Source organism: Sandarakinorhabdus sp. (genome assembly GCF_987265915.1).
This window is the reverse complement of sequence record NZ_OZ503948.1, coordinates 800,190-817,190: the sequence shown is the minus strand read 5'-3', so window position 1 is coordinate 817,190 and position 17,001 is coordinate 800,190. Positions and strand designations below refer to the sequence as shown.

Below are 17,001 nucleotides of genomic sequence, written 5' to 3'. Positions count from 1 at the left end.
ATCCGTTCATTTCCTTGACAGGCCGTTGGCGAACCCGAAAAAGGAAGCGTGCGGCGGGGGCTTAAGCAGTGTCGAGTTTCTACGAACATCCCATTCTGAACTCGCCCTACAAGGCGCCTACCCGCTACCACCCGTTGGACGATCGTGGTCAGCCCCTGGATGGCGAGCCAAAGCTGGGGCGACGAGCATCTCGATTCATCGTGCCGGTGCCGGCATCACGCAAGAAGGCATCGGCCGCCCAGTCATCGCTCGACCTGGAAACTTATTCCGAGAACGCGCTTATCAACGAGATCAGGGGCTACCTGGAGGGCTGGCGCGGCCTGCCGAACCCTGCCGATTGGGGCGTCACTAGCGTCACCCAGCGTCTTCTTGAGCATTGGCGCCGGCCCAAGGAGCAGTGGGCAGGGGCGGCACCATTTTTCTGTCAGCTTGAGGCAGTCGAAACGATCATCTGGCTCACAGAGGTGGCCCCACGCCGGGCTGCAACCCGCGGGCTGCTCGATCAACTGGCGACAGCGAACAAGGAGGCCAACCCGGCGCTTTTCCGTCTGGCAATGAAGATGGCCACGGGCAGCGGCAAGACGACCGTCATGGCCATGCTCATCGCCTGGCAGGCCGTGAACGCGGCTCGCAAGGAATCCAAGGATTTTTCGCGCGCATTCCTCATCATCACGCCCGGCATCACCATTCGTGATCGGCTGCGGGTCCTGCGCCCCAGCGAACCAGACAACTATTACGAGACCCGCGAGCTGGTGCCGCCGGAGATGCTGCCCGAGATCCGACGCGCCGAGATCGTCATCACCAACTATCACAGCTTTCAGCACCGGGAGACGCTTGCTCTCTCCAAGGTGGCTCGTAGCTTCCTACAGGGGAATGCGCCGGAGCCAGTCAAAACCCTGGAATCCGATGCACAGATGCTTGAGCGGGCGTGCGGCAAGCTGATGACGTTCGACCGCGTCAACGTGCTCAACGATGAGGCGCACCACTGCTATCGGCACAAGGTCGGCGGCGACACCGAGGAGGTGCTCACTGGCGAAGACAAGAAGGAAGCAGCTGCCAACGAGGAAGCCGCCCGGCTCTGGGTCAACGGCATCGAAGCGCTGGACCGCGCCCTCTCGAAGGGCGTTCGCGCGACTTACGACCTGTCGGCGACCCCGTTCTTTCTTCGCGGCTCAGGCTACCCCGAAGGTTACCTGTTCCCATGGGTCGTGTCCGACTTCAGCCTGATGGACGCGATCGAATGCGGCATCGTCAAGCTCCCTCGTGTGCCGGTGACCGACAACCTCGTTGGCACCGACGTGGTCGTCTATCGCGACCTGTGGAAGACCATCGGCAAATCGCTGCCGAAGACCGCGGCCGGGGCAAACAAGCTCAGCCCATTCGACCTGCCGCCGATGCTCCAAACGGCGCTCAATGCCCTCTACAGCCATTACGAGGGCGAGTTCGAGCGCTGGAAGCAGGCCGGGATCGGCGTGCCGCCGGTGTTCATCGTTGTCTGTCAGAACACGGCCATCTCGAAGCTGGTCTTCGAGTGGATTGCCGGCTTCGAGCGAGGCGACGCTGCGGCCGATGAGCGTGCCGCCTTTCACGCCGGCCACCTGGAGCTGTTCCGCAACTATGACGAGTTCGGTGGGCGTCTGCCGCGCCCGCGCACGCTGCTGATTGACTCCCGGCAGATCGAATCTGGCGACGCGCTCGATGCCGGCTTCCGGGCTGCCGCTGGCGCTGAGATCGACCAGTTCCGGCGCGAGCTAGCAGCCCGTGACGGCGCCGGCAGTGCCAATGGCGATGCCAGCGACGGCGAGCTGCTACGCGAGGTGATGAACACCGTTGGCCGGCCAGGGCGTTTGGGCGAACAAATCCGCTGCGTGGTTTCGGTGTCGATGCTGACAGAAGGGTGGGACACCAACACCGTCACCCACATTCTGGGGGTGCGCGCCTTCGGCACCCAGCTTCTTTGCGAGCAGGTCGTCGGCCGAGGCTTGCGCCGGCAATCTTATGAGCTGAACGACCAGGGCCTGTTCGATGTCGAGTACGCTGACATCATGGGCATCCCGTTCGACTTCGCCGCCGCCCCGCAGGTCGCGAAGCCCACCGTTCCCAAGGCTATGACACGGGTGTATTCCATCCACGAGCGCAGCGATCTCGAAATCGTCTTCCCGCGTGTCAGCGGCTACCGGCGCGAGCTCCCGTCCGAAAAGCTCGAAGCCAAGTTCGACGAGGATAGCCGGCTCATCATCACGCCCGCGGACATCGGACCGACATCGGTTGTCATGGAGGGGATTGTCGGTGCCGGCGTCACCATCACCCCCCAGGTGCTGGAACGCCTCCGCCCGTCAGAGATCAGCTACAATCTCGCCAAGCACCTGCTTTACAGCCATTTCCGTGACAACGAGGGCTTTCCGAAACAGCACCTGTTCCCGCAGATTCAGCGCCTTGCCCGCCGCTGGATCGACGAAGGCTATCTGGTGACCAAGGGCGTGCCCATTGGTGCCATCCTCTATCAGGACCAGCTCGCCAGGGCGGCCGAGAAAATTGACATCGCCTGCACGCGTGGCAGCGACGGCCGAATGCTCGCTGTGCTCGACCCTTACAACCCGCGCGGATCGACTCGCCACGTCAACTTCATCACCTCGAAGTCCTGCTGGAAGACCGGCAGCCAGCCTCCGCGTAGCCACATCAGCCATGTGGTCGAGGACAGCAGCTGGGAGGCGCAACTGGCGCAGGTACTTGAAGCCCACCCTCATGTCCTCGCCTATGCCAAGAACCAGGCGCTCGGTTTCGAAATCCCCTATCTCGATGCAGGGCAAATGCGGCGCTACGTGCCCGACTTCCTCGTTCGTCTGGACATTGGTGCCGACGAGCCGCTCAACCTGATCCTTGAGGTCAAAGGCCTCCGCGACGAGGCCGACAAGGCCAAGGCACAGACCGCGCGCGACCTGTGGGTTCCCGGCGTCAACGCATTGGGAGGGTTCGGCCGCTGGGGCTATGCCGAGTTCACCGATTGGGCGGTGATGGAGGAAGATTTTGCGGCGTTGGTCGTGCAATTGAGGTCACAGTTTGTGACCTCAAAGGCAGCGTGATGAGCGACGATCTTCCTGCGACGAGCCTCAGCCCGGCAATCTACCGCGTTCGCGGCGTGCCGGTCATGCTGGACGCAGACCTGGCCGCAGCACTCGGTCTTGAAACCCGGGTGCTGAACCAGGCGGTGAAGCGCAACCAGGCGCTGGTCGACGAACGGCATCTGTTCCAGCTGACGGCCGACGAGTACGCCGCTTTGACATCACAAGCGGTGATTTCAAAGGCCGGTCGCGGGGGCCGCCGCCACCTGCCATGGGCCTTCACCGAGCGCGGCGTCACCCGTGTTACCACCTTCATCAACACGCCCGAGGCCATCCGCGCGGCTGACCTCATCATCGACACCTTCCTGATGGTTCACAAGCAGATCGCCGCCGGCGCCCGTGCGGTCGCGGTCGAAAATCCGTCCCGCTACCATGCAGAGCCCGAAGCGATCGAGCAGAGCCGCGCCTTGGGCAAGCGTCTCATGGCCGCCCTTAATGCCTTGCTCGACACCGTCATCGATGTGCGGACCGGCGATACGGTTGGCGACACCGCCAAGGATATGACCTCGCGCGCCCTGGAACATTTGCGCGAGCAGCTGAAGGGCAAGGGGCTCGAAAACCTGAAACTCGAAGCCGAGACCCGGTTGATCCTGCAGGAGGCGGAGAAGGTCGCAGCCGAGGTGGAAGGGCGCAAGCTCGACAACCTCGAAAAGCGCATCGGCCTTGTCCAGAAGCTGATCGCTATGCACCGCGACATGGCGCCGGTCCCGCTGATCCAGATGCTGAACCAGTTCGAGCAGGCAGATCATGCCCCTGCTGCCCGACTTCCCGCGCCCCGCCGCGGAATTGACCGAAACGAGGAAGATTGATGGCACGCCAACCCGCCCCGCCAAAACAGATCGGCACGCTCACGCATGATGGGGCGACGCGGCGCAACATTCCGACGGCCGAGATGGAAAGTTTCTTCCGGCGCGACGAAGATTCCGCGCCGCGCCCGCCGAAGCACTATCCCCGCGCCCGGCCGCTGGCAGAGGGTGAAACCCGCACTGCAAGCGAGCCGGACAAGCCTGAGCTGATCTGGAACGGTGCTCGCATCACCATCACGCCGGCGCAGATGGCCGAGCTGGCCGAGACCGGCACGCTCACCCTGTCCGACACGCAGTTGGTTTGGCGCGGCAAGGATCGACAGGACTGGTCTGACCTCGTCGTCAACGTGCCGCCGCTCTACATTCAGGAGAAGATTCACCCCAAGGCGATCATCGACGACCTGAAGCGGCGGTCGACGGCGGCCAAGGCAGCCGCCAGCGACGCGCCCGACCTGTTCGCCGACTTCAACGGCATCGAGCCCGATCAGCGGGCTGAGTTTTACCAGCACGACCAGCATTGGTCCAACCGCATGATCCTTGGCGACAGCCTTCAGGTAATGGCCAGCCTGTCCGAGCGCGAAAGCCTACGCGGCAAGGTGCAATGCATCTATTTCGACCCACCCTACGGCATCAAGTTCAACTCGAACTGGCAGGTAAGCACGCAGAGCCGTGACGTGAAGGACGGAAAACAGGCGGACATCAGCCGCGAGCCCGAACAGGTGAAGGCTTTTCGGGACACCTGGAAGGATCAAATCCACAGCTACCTGACCTATCTTCGCGATCGAATGACTGCGATGCGTGATTTGCTAACAGAAAGTGGGTCCATATTTGTACAAATCGGTGACGAAAACGTTCATCGTGTTAGAGCACTGATGGACGAGGTATTTGGTCAAGACAACTTCGTGAGCCTTATAAAGTACAGGAAGACATCCTCATTAGGTGGATCTTTCTTAGATGATCCTTATGATTACATTGTATGGTGCTGCAAGAATAAAACGGCATTGAAGTATCGTCGCATTCTCCAAACGAAGAATCTGGATGGCTTAGGTGGGGGCCAGTATCGCTATTTCATGGACGACGCTGGACTTCGGATCGACCCCGCAAAGGGGGGTATTGCTTTTCGCTATGGTGACATGACATCGCAGTCAGCAAGCACCACCACACTTTTCCCATTCAAATTGGCCGGCAAGGAGTTTGCGACGCCCAGGAAAGGTGGCTGGAAAACAAACATCACTGGCATGGCGCGCTTGGCGAAGGCTAGGCCGTGTACCCATAAATGGGATTCCCAAGGCGGCGAGGTTCTGATTCAAGGTTTCCGGAAGGGAGCCTATGGTGAGCCGCTACGATCTGACGGAGTTTGAATGGCGTGTGATTGCGCCGCTGCTGCCGAACAAGCCGCGCGGTGTGGTGCGGGTGGACGACCGGCGGGTGTTGAATGGCATCTTTTGGGTGCTGCGTTCGGGTTCGCCCTGGCGTGATCTGCCGGAACGCTATGGCCCCTACACCACGTGCTACAATCGGTTCCGGCGCTGGACGAAGGCCGGCGTATGGGACCGGATCATGGATGCAATTACAGATGCTTACGGTGGCGACGTGCGCATGATCGACGGCACCAGCGTGCGTGTGCATCATGCCGCTGCCACTTTAAAAAAAGCCACCCAGATCGATGTCTTGGACGAAGCCGGGGCGGTCTTACTACGAAAATCCATGCTCTGACCGATGCCGATGGCCTGCCGGTGAAGATCGTCATCACGCCCGGCCAGACCCACGATATCAAGGCGGCTGCTGAACTGCTCGCCGATATCCGCCACGGCCAGATGGTGCTTGCAGACCGGGCCTATGATGCCGACTGGCTGCGCGCCATGGTGGCTGGTGGCGGTGGCTGGGCCAACATCCCACCCAAGCGCAACCGGCGCGATCCCGTCTGCTTCTCGCCCTGGCTCTACCGCCAGCGCAACCTCATCGAGCGGTTCTTCAACAAACTCAAATACTACCGCCGCATCGCCACCCGCTATGACAAGCTCGGCTCATCCTTCCTCGCAATGACCAAGCTGGCCTGCATCAGGCTACGCCTGCGCCATTATGAGTCCACGGCCTAGCCGGTTAGCAGGCTTGGGAAACACGCTGAGTTACGTCCGACGGTTTGATGATTTTGCTGCAATGCCACTCGATGCCGCTTGGAACGATACCGTGACAAGCGGCTTCGCCGATCCCAAAGTCTACGTCGTTCAAACGATGCCTCGAGCGGTCGAACGCTGCATCCTCATGGCCACTGATCCCGGCGATCTCGTGCTCGATCCAACCTGCGGGTCGGGCACCACCGCATTCGTTGCCGAGCAATGGGGCCGACGCTGGATCACCATTGACACTAGCCGCGTCGCACTGGCGCTCGCTCGCACGAGGCTGATGGCAGCGCGATACCCTTGGTATCTGCTTGCTGACAGCCGCGCCGGGCGGGCGAAGGAGGCCGCGCTTACCCAGAGCGTGCCACCCGAAACCCCCATCCACGACGATATTCGCCAAGGCTTTGTGTATGAGCGGGTGCCGCACATCACCTTGAAATCGATCGCCAACAACACCGCTATAGATGGCATCTGGGACCGCTGGCAGACCCGGCTTGAGCCGCTGCGTCGAGAGTTGAACGAAATCACGGGTGAACAATGGGAGGAATGGCAGATTCCTCGCGAGGCAAGTCCGCGCTGGTCGTCGAATGTCGCGGGCGTTCACAAATCTTGGTGGCAGGCGCGCATCGCGCGCCAGAAGGAGATCGATGCTAGCATCGCGGCGCGCGCCGATGTCGAATATCTCTATGACAAGCCCTACACCGACAACAGTCGAGTCCGTGTCGCGGGGCCGTTCACGGTCGAAAGCCTGTCGCCGCACCGCGTCGTTCCCGGCGACATTGATGACACTCTGCTGGAGTCGGCGACGCCCACCGATGCGGCAACTACAGACTTCGCAGCGGTCGTCATCGACTATCTTCGAGCCGAAGGGGTGAAGCAGCAAGCCAAAGGCGATCGCATCACCTTTGAGTCACTAAATGCCTGGCCCGGCACGTTCATCGGCGCCACCGGCACATTCCGCGAGGGCGAGGATGGGCCCGAGCGCCGTGCGGCCATCCTGATCGGTCCGGAATACGGCACTGTCGGGCGACAGGACCTTGTGGCCGCCGCCCGCGAGGCCGTCGATGCCCGTTTCGATGTGCTGATCGCCTGCGCCTTTAACTTCGATGCTCACAGCTCCGAGCTGGCCCAGCTGGGCAGCCTGAACATCCTTAAAGCCCGCATCAACCCCGACATGCACATGTCCGACGAGCTGAAGAACACCGGCCGCGGCAACATGTTTGTTGTCTTCGGTGAGCCCGACGTGACCATTCTTCATGAAGGCGCCCAGTTGCGGGTGAAGGTGAACGGCGTCGACGTGTTCGACCCCAACACCGGCGACATCCGATCGAACGACACCAAGGGCATCGCCGCCTGGTTTATCGACACCGACTACAACGAGGAAAGCTTCTTCGTCCGCCACGCCTACTTCCTAGGCGAGGGCGACCCCTACAAGGCCCTGAAGACCGCCCTCCAGGCCGAGATCGATGAGGACGCTTGGGCGACCCTTTATTCCGACACGTCTCGCCCGTTCGACCGCCCCACGAGCGGCAGGATCGCGGTGAAGGTCATCAACCACTTCGGCGACGAGGTGATGAAGGTGTTCGGGGTGTAGGCTTGGCCATCAACCGCGCGAACATATTGGCGGCGCTCCGGGAGGAGCGCGACCTGACGCAGAAGGGAATCTGCTTCACGGTCATCGGGGCGGCCATGGAAGACGGCTTCGCGGTCGTATCTGTGCGGCCGTCGAAAGTCGGTCGTTCGAGCGCGGTGGACGAAGCGCTTGAAGGCGCTCGGGTCAAATGGGGCGCCGAGCTGGAGTACGGCGGGGTCATCAAGTTTGTTTATGCCGAACAGGATCAGCTCGTCATCGAGCCGTTTCGCGGCACGGCGCCCGACCGTAGCAATATGCTTTGGGTATTCCTCAGCGATTTTTTGAGCCCGCTGATCGAGCTTTGGGACAGCCCACTGGCAGCCAAGGCTAAGCAGCGCTTGGAGCAGTCACACGACACGACGCCTCTTCAAGAGGTCCGTGACTTGCCGGCAGAATTCGACGTGCTCCGAGCGCGGCAGAAACTCGCCGTTCAAGCTGCCCACCACCGCGTCTCGCTCGTGATCGGGCCGCCGGGAACAGGCAAATCCTTCACGGTAGGTGCCACATCAGCATATATGCTCCGGCGATTTTCGAAGGCCCGCATCCTGATCCTGGGACCAACGAACGTCGCGGTCGATAACGCTTTGCTGGTGATCGATGACTGGCTGGAGCGTCTGGGACGGACGGACTTGCGCCATTCCATGAAAAGGCTGGGCGCACACTTCGACGGCAACAAATATGTCGGCCGCGAGCATCTGCTGGCACCCGGCATCGCCGAGGCTTCGAAGAAGCTGCTTATCCTTGAAATGGAGGAGCCGCCGAAGACGCGCATCGCCGACTATGTGCGCTGGATGGATCGCATCGGCGCTGCGCGCGCTGCGCTGAAGTCCGATGTAGAATCTGTGGCTGGCAGCTCTCGCGTGGTCGCAATGACGGTTGCATCTGCCTTCAAGTGGCAGCCTGCCGTCATGGCGGCCGGCCCTTGGCCTTTCGTCATCTGTGATGAGGCGAGCCAGGTGGTGAAGCCGGCCGCCCTGATGGCAACCACCTTTGGCTCGCAGACGCTGTTCGCAGGCGACCCGCATCAGCTCGCCCCGATCGTGCAGTCGAAGACCGCGACCACCCGCCGGGGTCTCGAGCAAACTGCGTTCGAGACATTTGCCCACGTCCCCACAGTCAAGCTGAACGAACAGTCACGCATGGCGCAATCGATTTGCCATGCCGTCGCCACGGCCTTCTATGATGGCGACCTGCATGTCTGCGCAAAGGCGCGTCAGGACGCGGAGTGGAAGCGCGAGCGAAGCCCATTCTTCGTCGATGGTCGCGAGGTGCCCAGGGTCTGTTTCGATCAGGTGAAGGAGGGTGCCCAATGGTCACCCAAATATGGTGGGTTCATCCGCTTTGAATCCGGCATCCTTGTGCGAAGCATTCTTGATCAGTTGAAAGGCTCGTACACCGAGCCAGACAGTATCTTGGTTCTGACGCCGTTTCGTGCGCAGCGCGCCTTCATTCGAGAGGTGATCCGGTCAGCACACCGGGATGTCAGAGTTAGCACTGTGCATCGAGCACAGGGCTCCGAGTGCCGGATCGTGATCTTTGATCCCGTCGATGCGTCGTCGCAGTTTCTGGGGGGTGAGGACGGACGTCGGCTTATCAACGTCGCGATCTCCCGGGCGCAGGCCCATGCCATCATCCCCTACAACGATGACGACTTAAAAAACGACTGCCTTGCAACTATTTATCGAGCATCCAAGGCGCTGTGGCAGAAGCCCGGCAAGTTCTGGACGCCCTTCACCTTCGCAAAGGCGTCTTGAAGATGGCCCTCGCATTCCTGTTGGCTGAGACCTTCACGTCCGCCTTGTCCCGGCTGAACTCGCAAGAAGCCCGCGCAACCAAATCGACGATCGTCGACCTCCAAATCGATCCATCGGCTCCCGGCCTTCAGTTTCATCGCATTGATCGATCCAAGGACCCGAACTTCTGGTCGGTGCGGGTCAACGCGGACATTCGCCTGATCGTGCACAAGACCGCCAGCAGCTTGCTGGTGGCGTATGTCGACCACCATGACAAAGCCTATGCCTGGGCCGAACGACGGCGCATCGAGGCGCATCCCAAAACCGGTGCAATTCAGATCGTCGAGGTTCGGGAGCGGGTCGAGGAGATCGCGCCACCGCCCCAGCTTGACCTGGTGTTGCCGCACACACCCACCCAGGCGGCACCCCTATTCCAATCCCTCACCGTCGAAATGCTCCTGTCGATCGGCGTGCCCGTCGATTGGTTGCAGGACGTACGAGCGGCCGATGAGACCGGCTTCTTTGCATTGGCAGAGCATCTGCCGGCCGAAGCCGCCGAAGCGCTCTTGGAATTCGCTACAACCGGCCAGTTGCCCAAGCCAGCCCCGACATCCGCGCCGGAGGACCCTTTCTCGCACCCGGACGCTCTGCGCCGCATTCGACCAATTGCGGACCAGGAGGAGTTGGAGCAGGCCCTCGCCTACCCTTGGGAGAAGTGGGGTGTCTTCCTCCATCCCTCGCAACGCGACCTTGTTGGCCGCCGGTTCAATGGTCCGGCCCGCGTGGCGGGCTCCGCCGGTACTGGCAAGACAATTGTGGCCATCCACCGGGCCGTACGGCTTGCTCGGGAAGAGCCTGAAGCACGCATCCTTTTGGCCAGTTTTTCGCAGCCGCTCGCGGAGGCGATGGCGAAGAAGCTTCTTGTCCTGGCGCCCGAGACGGGCGGGATTGTGCCGAGGATCACCGTGACCTCGTTCCGCGGCATCGCGGATCAGATGTTCCAGCTCGAACACGGAGTTCGACCGCGCATTGCGACAGATGCGGTCCTGCGTGAGCGGCTGCGGGGCGCCGCAGAGGCTGCAAAGTTGCGAGGATTCTCTGAGCGATTCCTGCTGTCCGAATGGACAAATGTCATCGATGCTTGGGGTCTCGGCAGCTTTGAATCCTATGCGACTGTGCCGCGTATGGGGCGCAAAAGCCGATTGGGCCCGAAGCAGCGCGAGCAGCTTTGGCCTGTGTTTGACGCTGTGAAGCGAGCACTAGGCGCCGAACGGTATACGACTTGGGCCAACGTCTTTACCGAGCTGGCCTCTAATCTCGGAAGCCGGCCTAGCAAGCCATTCGAGCACGTGATCCTTGACGAAGCTCAGGACCTCGCCCCCGCTGAGCTGCGCTTCTTTGCGTCAATCGCGCCGGCAGCGGCCGACGCATTGTTCCTGGCAGGGGACATCGGCCAGCGTATCTTCCAACACCCCTTCTCTTGGGCAAGCCTCGGGGTTGATGTCCGGGGAAGGTCTCATACCCTCAAGGTCTGCTACCGCACGTCCCAGCAAATTCGTCGGGCCGCAGACCAGCTGCTGCCCACGGTCCTACGAGATATTGACGGTATCGAGGACGAAAGGCGCGGAATCGTTTCTGTTTTCGACGGCCCTGCACCTGAGGTGTTCATCGCCGCCTCGGAGGCTGAGGAGGGCCAGGCAGTGCGCAGCGCCATCAGCAGTTGGCTCGAGCAAGGTATCGCGGCTGCCGAGATTGGGGTTTTCGTCCGCCATCCGCCTTTGATGGCACGAGCACGAGCAGCCCTCGAAGGGATTGATGCGGGCGCCATTACGGTTTCACCGATGGATCAAGCGAAGGGGCTGGAGTTTAGGGCCGTTGTTGTGATGGCTTGTGATGAAGGCGTGCTACCACTAGACGAGCGTGCAGCCGACGCGGCGGACGAGGCCGAGCTTGATGACATTTACGAGACTGAGCGCCGGCTGTTATATGTGGCCTGCACAAGAGCGCGTGAGCATCTACTTGTGAGCGGTGTTCATCCTGGTTCTGAATATATAAGCGATCTTTTAGGCGCACAGTAGCCACCGGAAACGCGGTTGGCGGATTTGCGTTCGCAGAATAATTTCCGCCAGTTAGTTAAGATCGTAACGGACGTATCGCTTCTAAAAGAATAACTGCATTTATCACATCCTTGGCAGCTCGAATCACTGTTGTCGAAACGAGAAGCAAGTCATTCGAAACTGGAATAGTTCCATCTGCATGGTGCTCAACGACGTCATTGGCTTCTTGAAGGCCGGTCGACACATGCTTCATCAATTCTTTGAGCTGCATAGGCGCGCGCGATCCTGGCGCGCGTACTGCCGCGGCCAGCAAACTCTCAAGTTCATTTAAAGAAGTTGCATGTTCAGCCAGCGCGTTTCGTACGTGAAATTCATACTGCGTGTCAGTCAATGCTTTGTCTCCGATTAGATTGGCCGCCGCTCACATTGCTGATGCGAGGGCATCAAACTCTAGTTGAAGCCCTCGATGTAACTTGTAAAGTAGTCATATCCGCTGCGCATCGGAACGGCAGCTAGCGCATCCGCCATTTATGCTCACTTGAAACGGGTATACGGATTCACACTAGGTCATCGTTCATATATTGTTCTCCGATGCCCATCAGACCCGACCAACGACAGCTCTATCCATTCGACTGGCGGCAGCTCTCCCAATCCGTTCGTTTCCGGCGCGCGGGCGGCAGGTGCGAGCAATGCGGGAGGCCGCACGCGGCTAGGGTGGCCCAACTTCCCCAAGGCCAGTGGTGGGACGAGACCCTCCTTTGCTGGCGCGACGAGCGCGGCCGAAAGGCGCGGCTGCCTACCATCGACGTGTTCGCATCGGCGGCACCAACGTTCGCCGGCTTTCCGTCTTCGCCGCCGTTCCGGCTGCGCCGCGTGATCTTGGCCACCGCGCATCTGGACCACGACCCCACCAACAACACATCGCGCAACTTGGCGGCTCTGTGCGGGCGCTGTCATCTGGCGCACGATCGACCCGAGCATCGCCGCCGCCGGCACAAAACACTACGGCAGCGGCGAGCTGTCGGCGATCTCTTCAGCTGATCGGGCAGGCGGGAAGGATCACCGCCGCTGCTTCGGCTCATTCGGCGGCAGGTCTAGCTTGGGCTGCTCCGGGTCGGAAAGTCTTGCACCGTGCAAGACTTCCTCCTCCTTCGCCGGCCCGTCCACCTTCGCCCCTCCGGCCCCATTCTCCCGCTCCAGCACGCGCCGCAACTCCACCGCCAGCGCCTGCCGCCGGGTGAGCGCCACCGGCATTTCCGCCACAAACCGCTCCACGTCGCGGGCAAGCCGGCGATCGTCGGGATCACCGGTGGCGAGCTCGACCGCATGGGCGAGATAGGCGTCACGGATCTTCGCCTGTCTGGCGCTGATCGTGAGGTTCCACTCCGGGCGTTCCGCCGGCGGCGCCTTGGCGTCGCGCTCGGCCGCCTGCCGCTCGGCCTTCCGCACCTTGGGTTCGACACCCTTGCGCTCCATCTGCTCGATCGGCGCTTTGGTGGCCTTCCTGACCGCGCCGCGCGCCTGGCGCGGGGTGGCCTCGGCTTCGATGCCCAGCCTTCGCAGTTCCTTGGCGAACGTCTCCCGCCAGTTCTGCAGATCGGTGCGGTTCGGGGCGAGCCTCAGTCCATCGGGTCCGACCGCCCTTATGCTGACATGGACATGCGGGTGATCGGTGTCGTCGTGGCGGACCATCAGCCAGTCATGGCGGGTGCCGAACGTGTCCCTTGCCCAGGTGCGGGCGGCGGATTCCACGCGGTCGGCCGGCGACCCCGGCGGCATCGACAGGATGACCGAGACCGACTGCGCCGCATCGGGCAGCGGGCGTCCCCGTGCTTCGACAGCATTGGCGAGGAGCCAGTCATCGGTGAGGGCTCTGAGCGCATGGCGGTTGTCGATGCGGGTGCCGTTCTGGGTTTCAGCTGCGAGTTTGGCGTTGCGGGTGATGTAGTCGAGATGGGCCTTCAGGCCGAAAGCACCGCCGCGGGCGCGGCCGGTGACCTTGACCATGGCTTCGGGCGCACGGGACACAATCCTTCGCAGGCGATCCTTGGCGGCCTGGGACAGCGGCGCGCGCTTCGAGGGACCCGCACCACCCCCGGCGCGCAGATCGTCGCCACGGACGCTCTCAGGCAGCCGCCAGACGTCGTTCTCGTGTGTGGCCATGCTCCGGCAGCCTCGATCAGCGCGAGCGCGTCAGGCGGGGCTGCTCGGGCTCGCGAGACAAATTGGGAGGGGGTGCAGAGGCGGTGGATCGACCGGGATCGCGCCCGTCCCGCAGCGCCTCGACGTTGTCTTTCCCGGCTGCCCGACCCTGTTCCGGCGCGGTCGCCATGCGGCGTTGCTCGGCCGACAGCTGCACCGGGCCTTGGGCACGCTCCTTGGCTTGCAGTTCGGTGGCCACGAACAGCTTCAGCTCGGCTTTGGCATCGCTGTTGTAGCGGTTCATCTGGCGATCGATTTTCTCGGACAGCGCAGCGAGGATCAGCTTGCCGTCCGACGACAGCTCAGCCTCTGCGGTGCGCAGCGCCTTGCGTTGCTCTGCCGGCGTTGCAGGCGTAGCGGGAGCCGATGTCGCTATTGCGACAGATGGGGAGGGCCCATCGGTTGCCGCTGGCCTGTTCGGCGCGTCTCGCACGCTGCCATTCCGGCCGGCGGCGGCCACGGCCGCGACCGGGCCGCTGGCGGCGATTGCCGCAACCGCCGCTGCCGGCGCTGCTGGCGTCGACCGCTCCGATGAGTTCGGCATCTTCGGCGCGATGGCGTTCGCCGGCCGCGACTGTTCCCGCTCGGCCTTGCGCCGGTCCGCTTCCTGCCGATCGGGGTCGCTGGCCTTGTAGCCGGCGGCATCGAGCCCGGCGGCGGCAGCTTCGATCCAGGCCTCACGCCGGAACGTCTCTGTCCCGCGCAGCTGCACCGAGCGCCAGCCTCGTGCCTGGGCCACTTCCACCATGTCCCGCACGGTGCGGAGGTCCTCGCGCGCCGAGGTCACGCGGGTTTCGGTGGCGGTGAACGCCACTGCCTTGCGCTGATAGTCCTGGTAGTAGGTCCGGCGATCGGCGGCTTCCTCGACATAGTAATTAGCGGCGATCGTCGCCGGCTCGCTCTTCGCCGGGATCGGCTTGCGGGCCGGGGCGTCGGACGCAGCGGGCGGGGTTGGGCTTTGGGCTGAGCTGGCAGCCGCCGGCGCTGCCGCGCGATCGGCGGACGGTGCGCTTTGCGATGGCTGTGGCTGCGGCTCCGGCATCGCTTCGATGCTGTTGCTGGCACGGCGGGGGATAAAGTTTGCAATCGCCATCAGGGCCTCCTGTGGGGCTGTGTGAGGGGCATGAGGGAGCGGAGGGCCATCATCGCTACTCTGCGGCCGTCCTGCGGCCTCTGGACGGCGCAGCGGTCGGCACGCGGTCGATCATCTGGGCAACGACAAGCTTTGCGTCGGACAGGCCGTAGTCGCTGAGGTCGATATCGGCGCCCATCACCGAACTGAGCAGGCTGTCGGACTGGTGGGGCTTGAGGTCGTGTGACGGGGCAGATTGAGGTACGGCAGCCACGTAAGCCGGCGTTGGAGCGGGCGTTCCAGTGACACGGGCGCCGGTGCCGGAGTCTTGCACCGTGCAAGACTTTTGCGGGTTCGGCCTAGCGGCTTTGGGCCGGCGGGAGGAGGCGGTTTCCGCGGCAGAGTCTTGCACGGTGCAAGACATTTGCCCTTCCGCTTGCCCGGAACCCGCGCCCTGACCCGTACCCTCGTCAGCCATCGCGCCGGCATCGGCGCCGGCGCTGGCGGGCACTGCCCGCGCCACCGGCCCGCGATCGAGCCGCACATCGATGTCGATCGGCGGCACAACGGGCGGCGCGCGCAGCAGCCGCTTGAACAGCGGATCGGCATAATGGCGAATGCGCTTCGCCCGTATCGGAAACATCCCCGGCTTGATGAGGATAGCTTCTTCCGGCTTCAGCCGCGCGATCTCCTGCGGCAGCAGCAGCGCCCGGCGCTGGTCGCTCTCCGTCAGGCTGAGCTTGTCCCTGCGGAACAACCGCCAGAACCGCGGGCCGGAGCGGCTTGCCGCTTTCACCGTGTCATAGCCGATCCGTGCCGACAGCTCTTCGGTCAGTTTCAGGTCCTTGGTGCCGAACACCACTTCGAGCCCGCAGTTGTCGAGGATGGCTTCGGCCTTGTCCGGCCCATAGAGGTCGCGGTCTCTGAGCTGCGCCTTCGACTGCATGATCAGCATCATGCGAATGCCGAATCCGGCGACGAACGCGAACGCTTCCGCCAGCACCGGCATCGGCCCCAGCAGCGGAAACTCATCGAGCAGCAGCAGCACCTGGTGCCGGGCGTTGGGATCGTGTTGCGGCAGGGTGCGCACCTGCAGGTCGACCAGCTGCTGGAAGAACAGCGCCAGCAGCGGCCGCAGCCGGGCGATGTTGTCCGGCGTCACCCCGACATAGACCGCGTGCAGGCTGCACCGCAGCTCCCGCATGTCGAAATCGGATGCCGCGGTCGCGGCATCGATGCGCGGGTTGAACCACAGCGACAGCTTGGAGGTGACCGTCTTTCGGATCGAGTTGACTAGGTCGGCCGAGCCCTTGAGATAGTCCTCCAGCGCCTTCACGGTCGCTTCGGTGTAGGGATCGCCGGCAAGCCGCCGGGCCTCGATGCGCTGGAGCATCAGCGTCGCCGCATCGTTGCCCGACAGCTGGCGTAGTACCTCGCCGAACGTCAGCGGCAGTTCGGGGGATTCGGCGAGATAGCCGGCGGCGCCGACGAACGCCGAGCGTGCCGAGTCCTGCCAGAACGCCTGGTCGCCGCTGACATGCGGGAACACCATCTGGGCAATGCGCTGGATGTCCTCGAACGCATCGATGGTGCCGCGCCGGACATAGGTGAACGGGTTGTAGCGGGCGGTGCGGCCATCGGGGGCGAGCGGGTCGAACAGGAACACCTTCTGCCCGGCGGCCTCGCGGATGCCGGCGGTGGCAGCCCAGTTCTCTTTCTTCACGTCGAGGCAGACGAGGCTAGCGTCGTAGAGCAGGCAGTTGGGGATGACGAGGCCGACGCCCTTGCCTGATCGCGTGGGGGCATAGCAGGCGACATGCTCCGGGCCGCCGAACCGCAGATGTTTGCCGCGAGCGTCCTTGCCGACGTAGAGACCGGCGAACTTCGCATAGAAGCCGGCGTGTTTCATTTCGGAACGCGAGGCCCAGCGCGTACTGCCGTGGAGGCTCTTGTTGCCCGAGGCCGACAGCCCGCCGCGTGCCACCCGCGCCAGGATCAGCAGCGCCGGGATGGCGGTGGCAACGCCGGCGGCGATCTTCAGCCAGGTGCCAACCCGCGGGTTCGTGAACCCGTACCAGCGGAAGTAGGACCACCATTCGAGGAACGGTATCGTCTCCCGGTTGCCCAGCATGCTGGTGCCGACCAGGAACACCGTCGACGCAAGCAATGACCAGACGCAAGCGAGCAGCAGCATCCCGAACAGCAGCCCCAAAGCTTTGGCAGCGGGTGGCCACTCGGCGAAGCTGCCCATGC

12 protein-coding genes are annotated in these 17,001 nt (G+C 62.9%); 8 read left to right on the top strand and 4 right to left on the bottom strand.

Annotated features, from left to right (window positions below):
• Positions 1-68: 68 nt before the first annotated feature.
• The 7 genes from AC6UUM_RS03900 (at position 69) to AC6UUM_RS03870 (ending at position 11,495) form a co-directional block, all read left to right on the top strand.
• On the top strand, positions 69-3,083 hold the full coding sequence (locus AC6UUM_RS03900) for a BPTD_3080 family restriction endonuclease (RefSeq protein WP_500804034.1): 3,015 nt from the start codon (positions 69-71) through the stop codon (positions 3,081-3,083).
• Positions 3,083-3,931, top strand: a complete 849-nt coding sequence (locus tag AC6UUM_RS03895; protein WP_500804033.1) for an ORF6N domain-containing protein — start codon at positions 3,083-3,085, stop codon at positions 3,929-3,931. The genes AC6UUM_RS03900 and AC6UUM_RS03895 overlap by 1 nt, the downstream gene beginning before the upstream one ends.
• Positions 3,931-5,289: a DNA methyltransferase gene (locus AC6UUM_RS03890; protein ID WP_500804032.1), complete on the top strand. Its 1,359-nt coding sequence runs from the start codon at positions 3,931-3,933 to the stop codon at positions 5,287-5,289. Before AC6UUM_RS03895 ends, AC6UUM_RS03890 begins: the two co-directional genes overlap by 1 nt.
• Positions 5,258-6,027 (top strand): IS5 family transposase gene (locus AC6UUM_RS03885; protein ID WP_500802114.1). Its coding sequence is split into 2 segments (ribosomal slippage): positions 5,258-5,588 and positions 5,588-6,027, totalling 771 coding nucleotides; the frame shifts between segments, so codons are not numbered across the junction. The genes AC6UUM_RS03890 and AC6UUM_RS03885 overlap by 32 nt, the downstream gene beginning before the upstream one ends.
• Before the next feature lie 61 nt (positions 6,028-6,088).
• Positions 6,089-7,645, top strand: coding sequence for a DNA methyltransferase (locus AC6UUM_RS03880; protein WP_500804031.1), 1,557 nt, complete (start codon positions 6,089-6,091; stop codon positions 7,643-7,645).
• A gap of 2 nt (positions 7,646-7,647) precedes the next feature.
• Entirely contained in the window at positions 7,648-9,438 is a 1,791-nt protein-coding gene (locus AC6UUM_RS03875) for a DEAD/DEAH box helicase (protein WP_500804030.1), read from the top strand.
• Between the two features lie 2 nt (positions 9,439-9,440).
• Positions 9,441-11,495: a 3'-5' exonuclease gene (locus AC6UUM_RS03870; protein WP_500804029.1), complete on the top strand. Its 2,055-nt coding sequence runs from the start codon at positions 9,441-9,443 to the stop codon at positions 11,493-11,495.
• 55 nt (positions 11,496-11,550) lie between these two features.
• Here AC6UUM_RS03870 and AC6UUM_RS03865 read toward each other — a convergent pair whose 3' ends face one another.
• Positions 11,551-11,865 (bottom strand): hypothetical protein, encoded by a 315-nt coding sequence (locus tag AC6UUM_RS03865; RefSeq protein WP_500804028.1) that lies wholly within the window; start codon positions 11,863-11,865, stop codon positions 11,551-11,553.
• A gap of 323 nt (positions 11,866-12,188) precedes the next feature.
• Between AC6UUM_RS03865 and AC6UUM_RS03860 the strand changes: the two genes are divergently transcribed.
• Positions 12,189-12,515 carry a hypothetical protein gene (locus tag AC6UUM_RS03860; RefSeq protein ID WP_500804027.1) on the top strand — a complete coding sequence of 109 codons (327 nt, stop codon included), beginning with the start codon at positions 12,189-12,191 and terminating at the stop codon, positions 12,513-12,515.
• An 18-nt stretch (positions 12,516-12,533) separates the two neighbouring features.
• Here the strand turns inward: AC6UUM_RS03860 and AC6UUM_RS03855 are convergent, their stop codons facing one another.
• From AC6UUM_RS03855 to AC6UUM_RS03845, 3 genes are read right to left on the bottom strand one after another with little or no spacing between them, the layout of a single operon-like run.
• Positions 12,534-13,637 (bottom strand): relaxase/mobilization nuclease domain-containing protein, encoded by a 1,104-nt coding sequence (locus tag AC6UUM_RS03855; RefSeq protein WP_500804026.1) that lies wholly within the window; start codon positions 13,635-13,637, stop codon positions 12,534-12,536.
• Between the two features lie 16 nt (positions 13,638-13,653).
• Positions 13,654-14,769 carry an LPD7 domain-containing protein gene (locus AC6UUM_RS03850; RefSeq protein WP_500804025.1) on the bottom strand — a complete coding sequence of 372 codons (1,116 nt, stop codon included), beginning with the start codon at positions 14,767-14,769 and terminating at the stop codon, positions 13,654-13,656.
• A 55-nt stretch (positions 14,770-14,824) separates the two neighbouring features.
• Positions 14,825-16,999, bottom strand: a complete 2,175-nt coding sequence (locus AC6UUM_RS03845; RefSeq protein WP_500804024.1) for a type IV secretory system conjugative DNA transfer family protein — start codon at positions 16,997-16,999, stop codon at positions 14,825-14,827.
• Between the last annotated feature and the right edge of the window lie 2 nt (positions 17,000-17,001).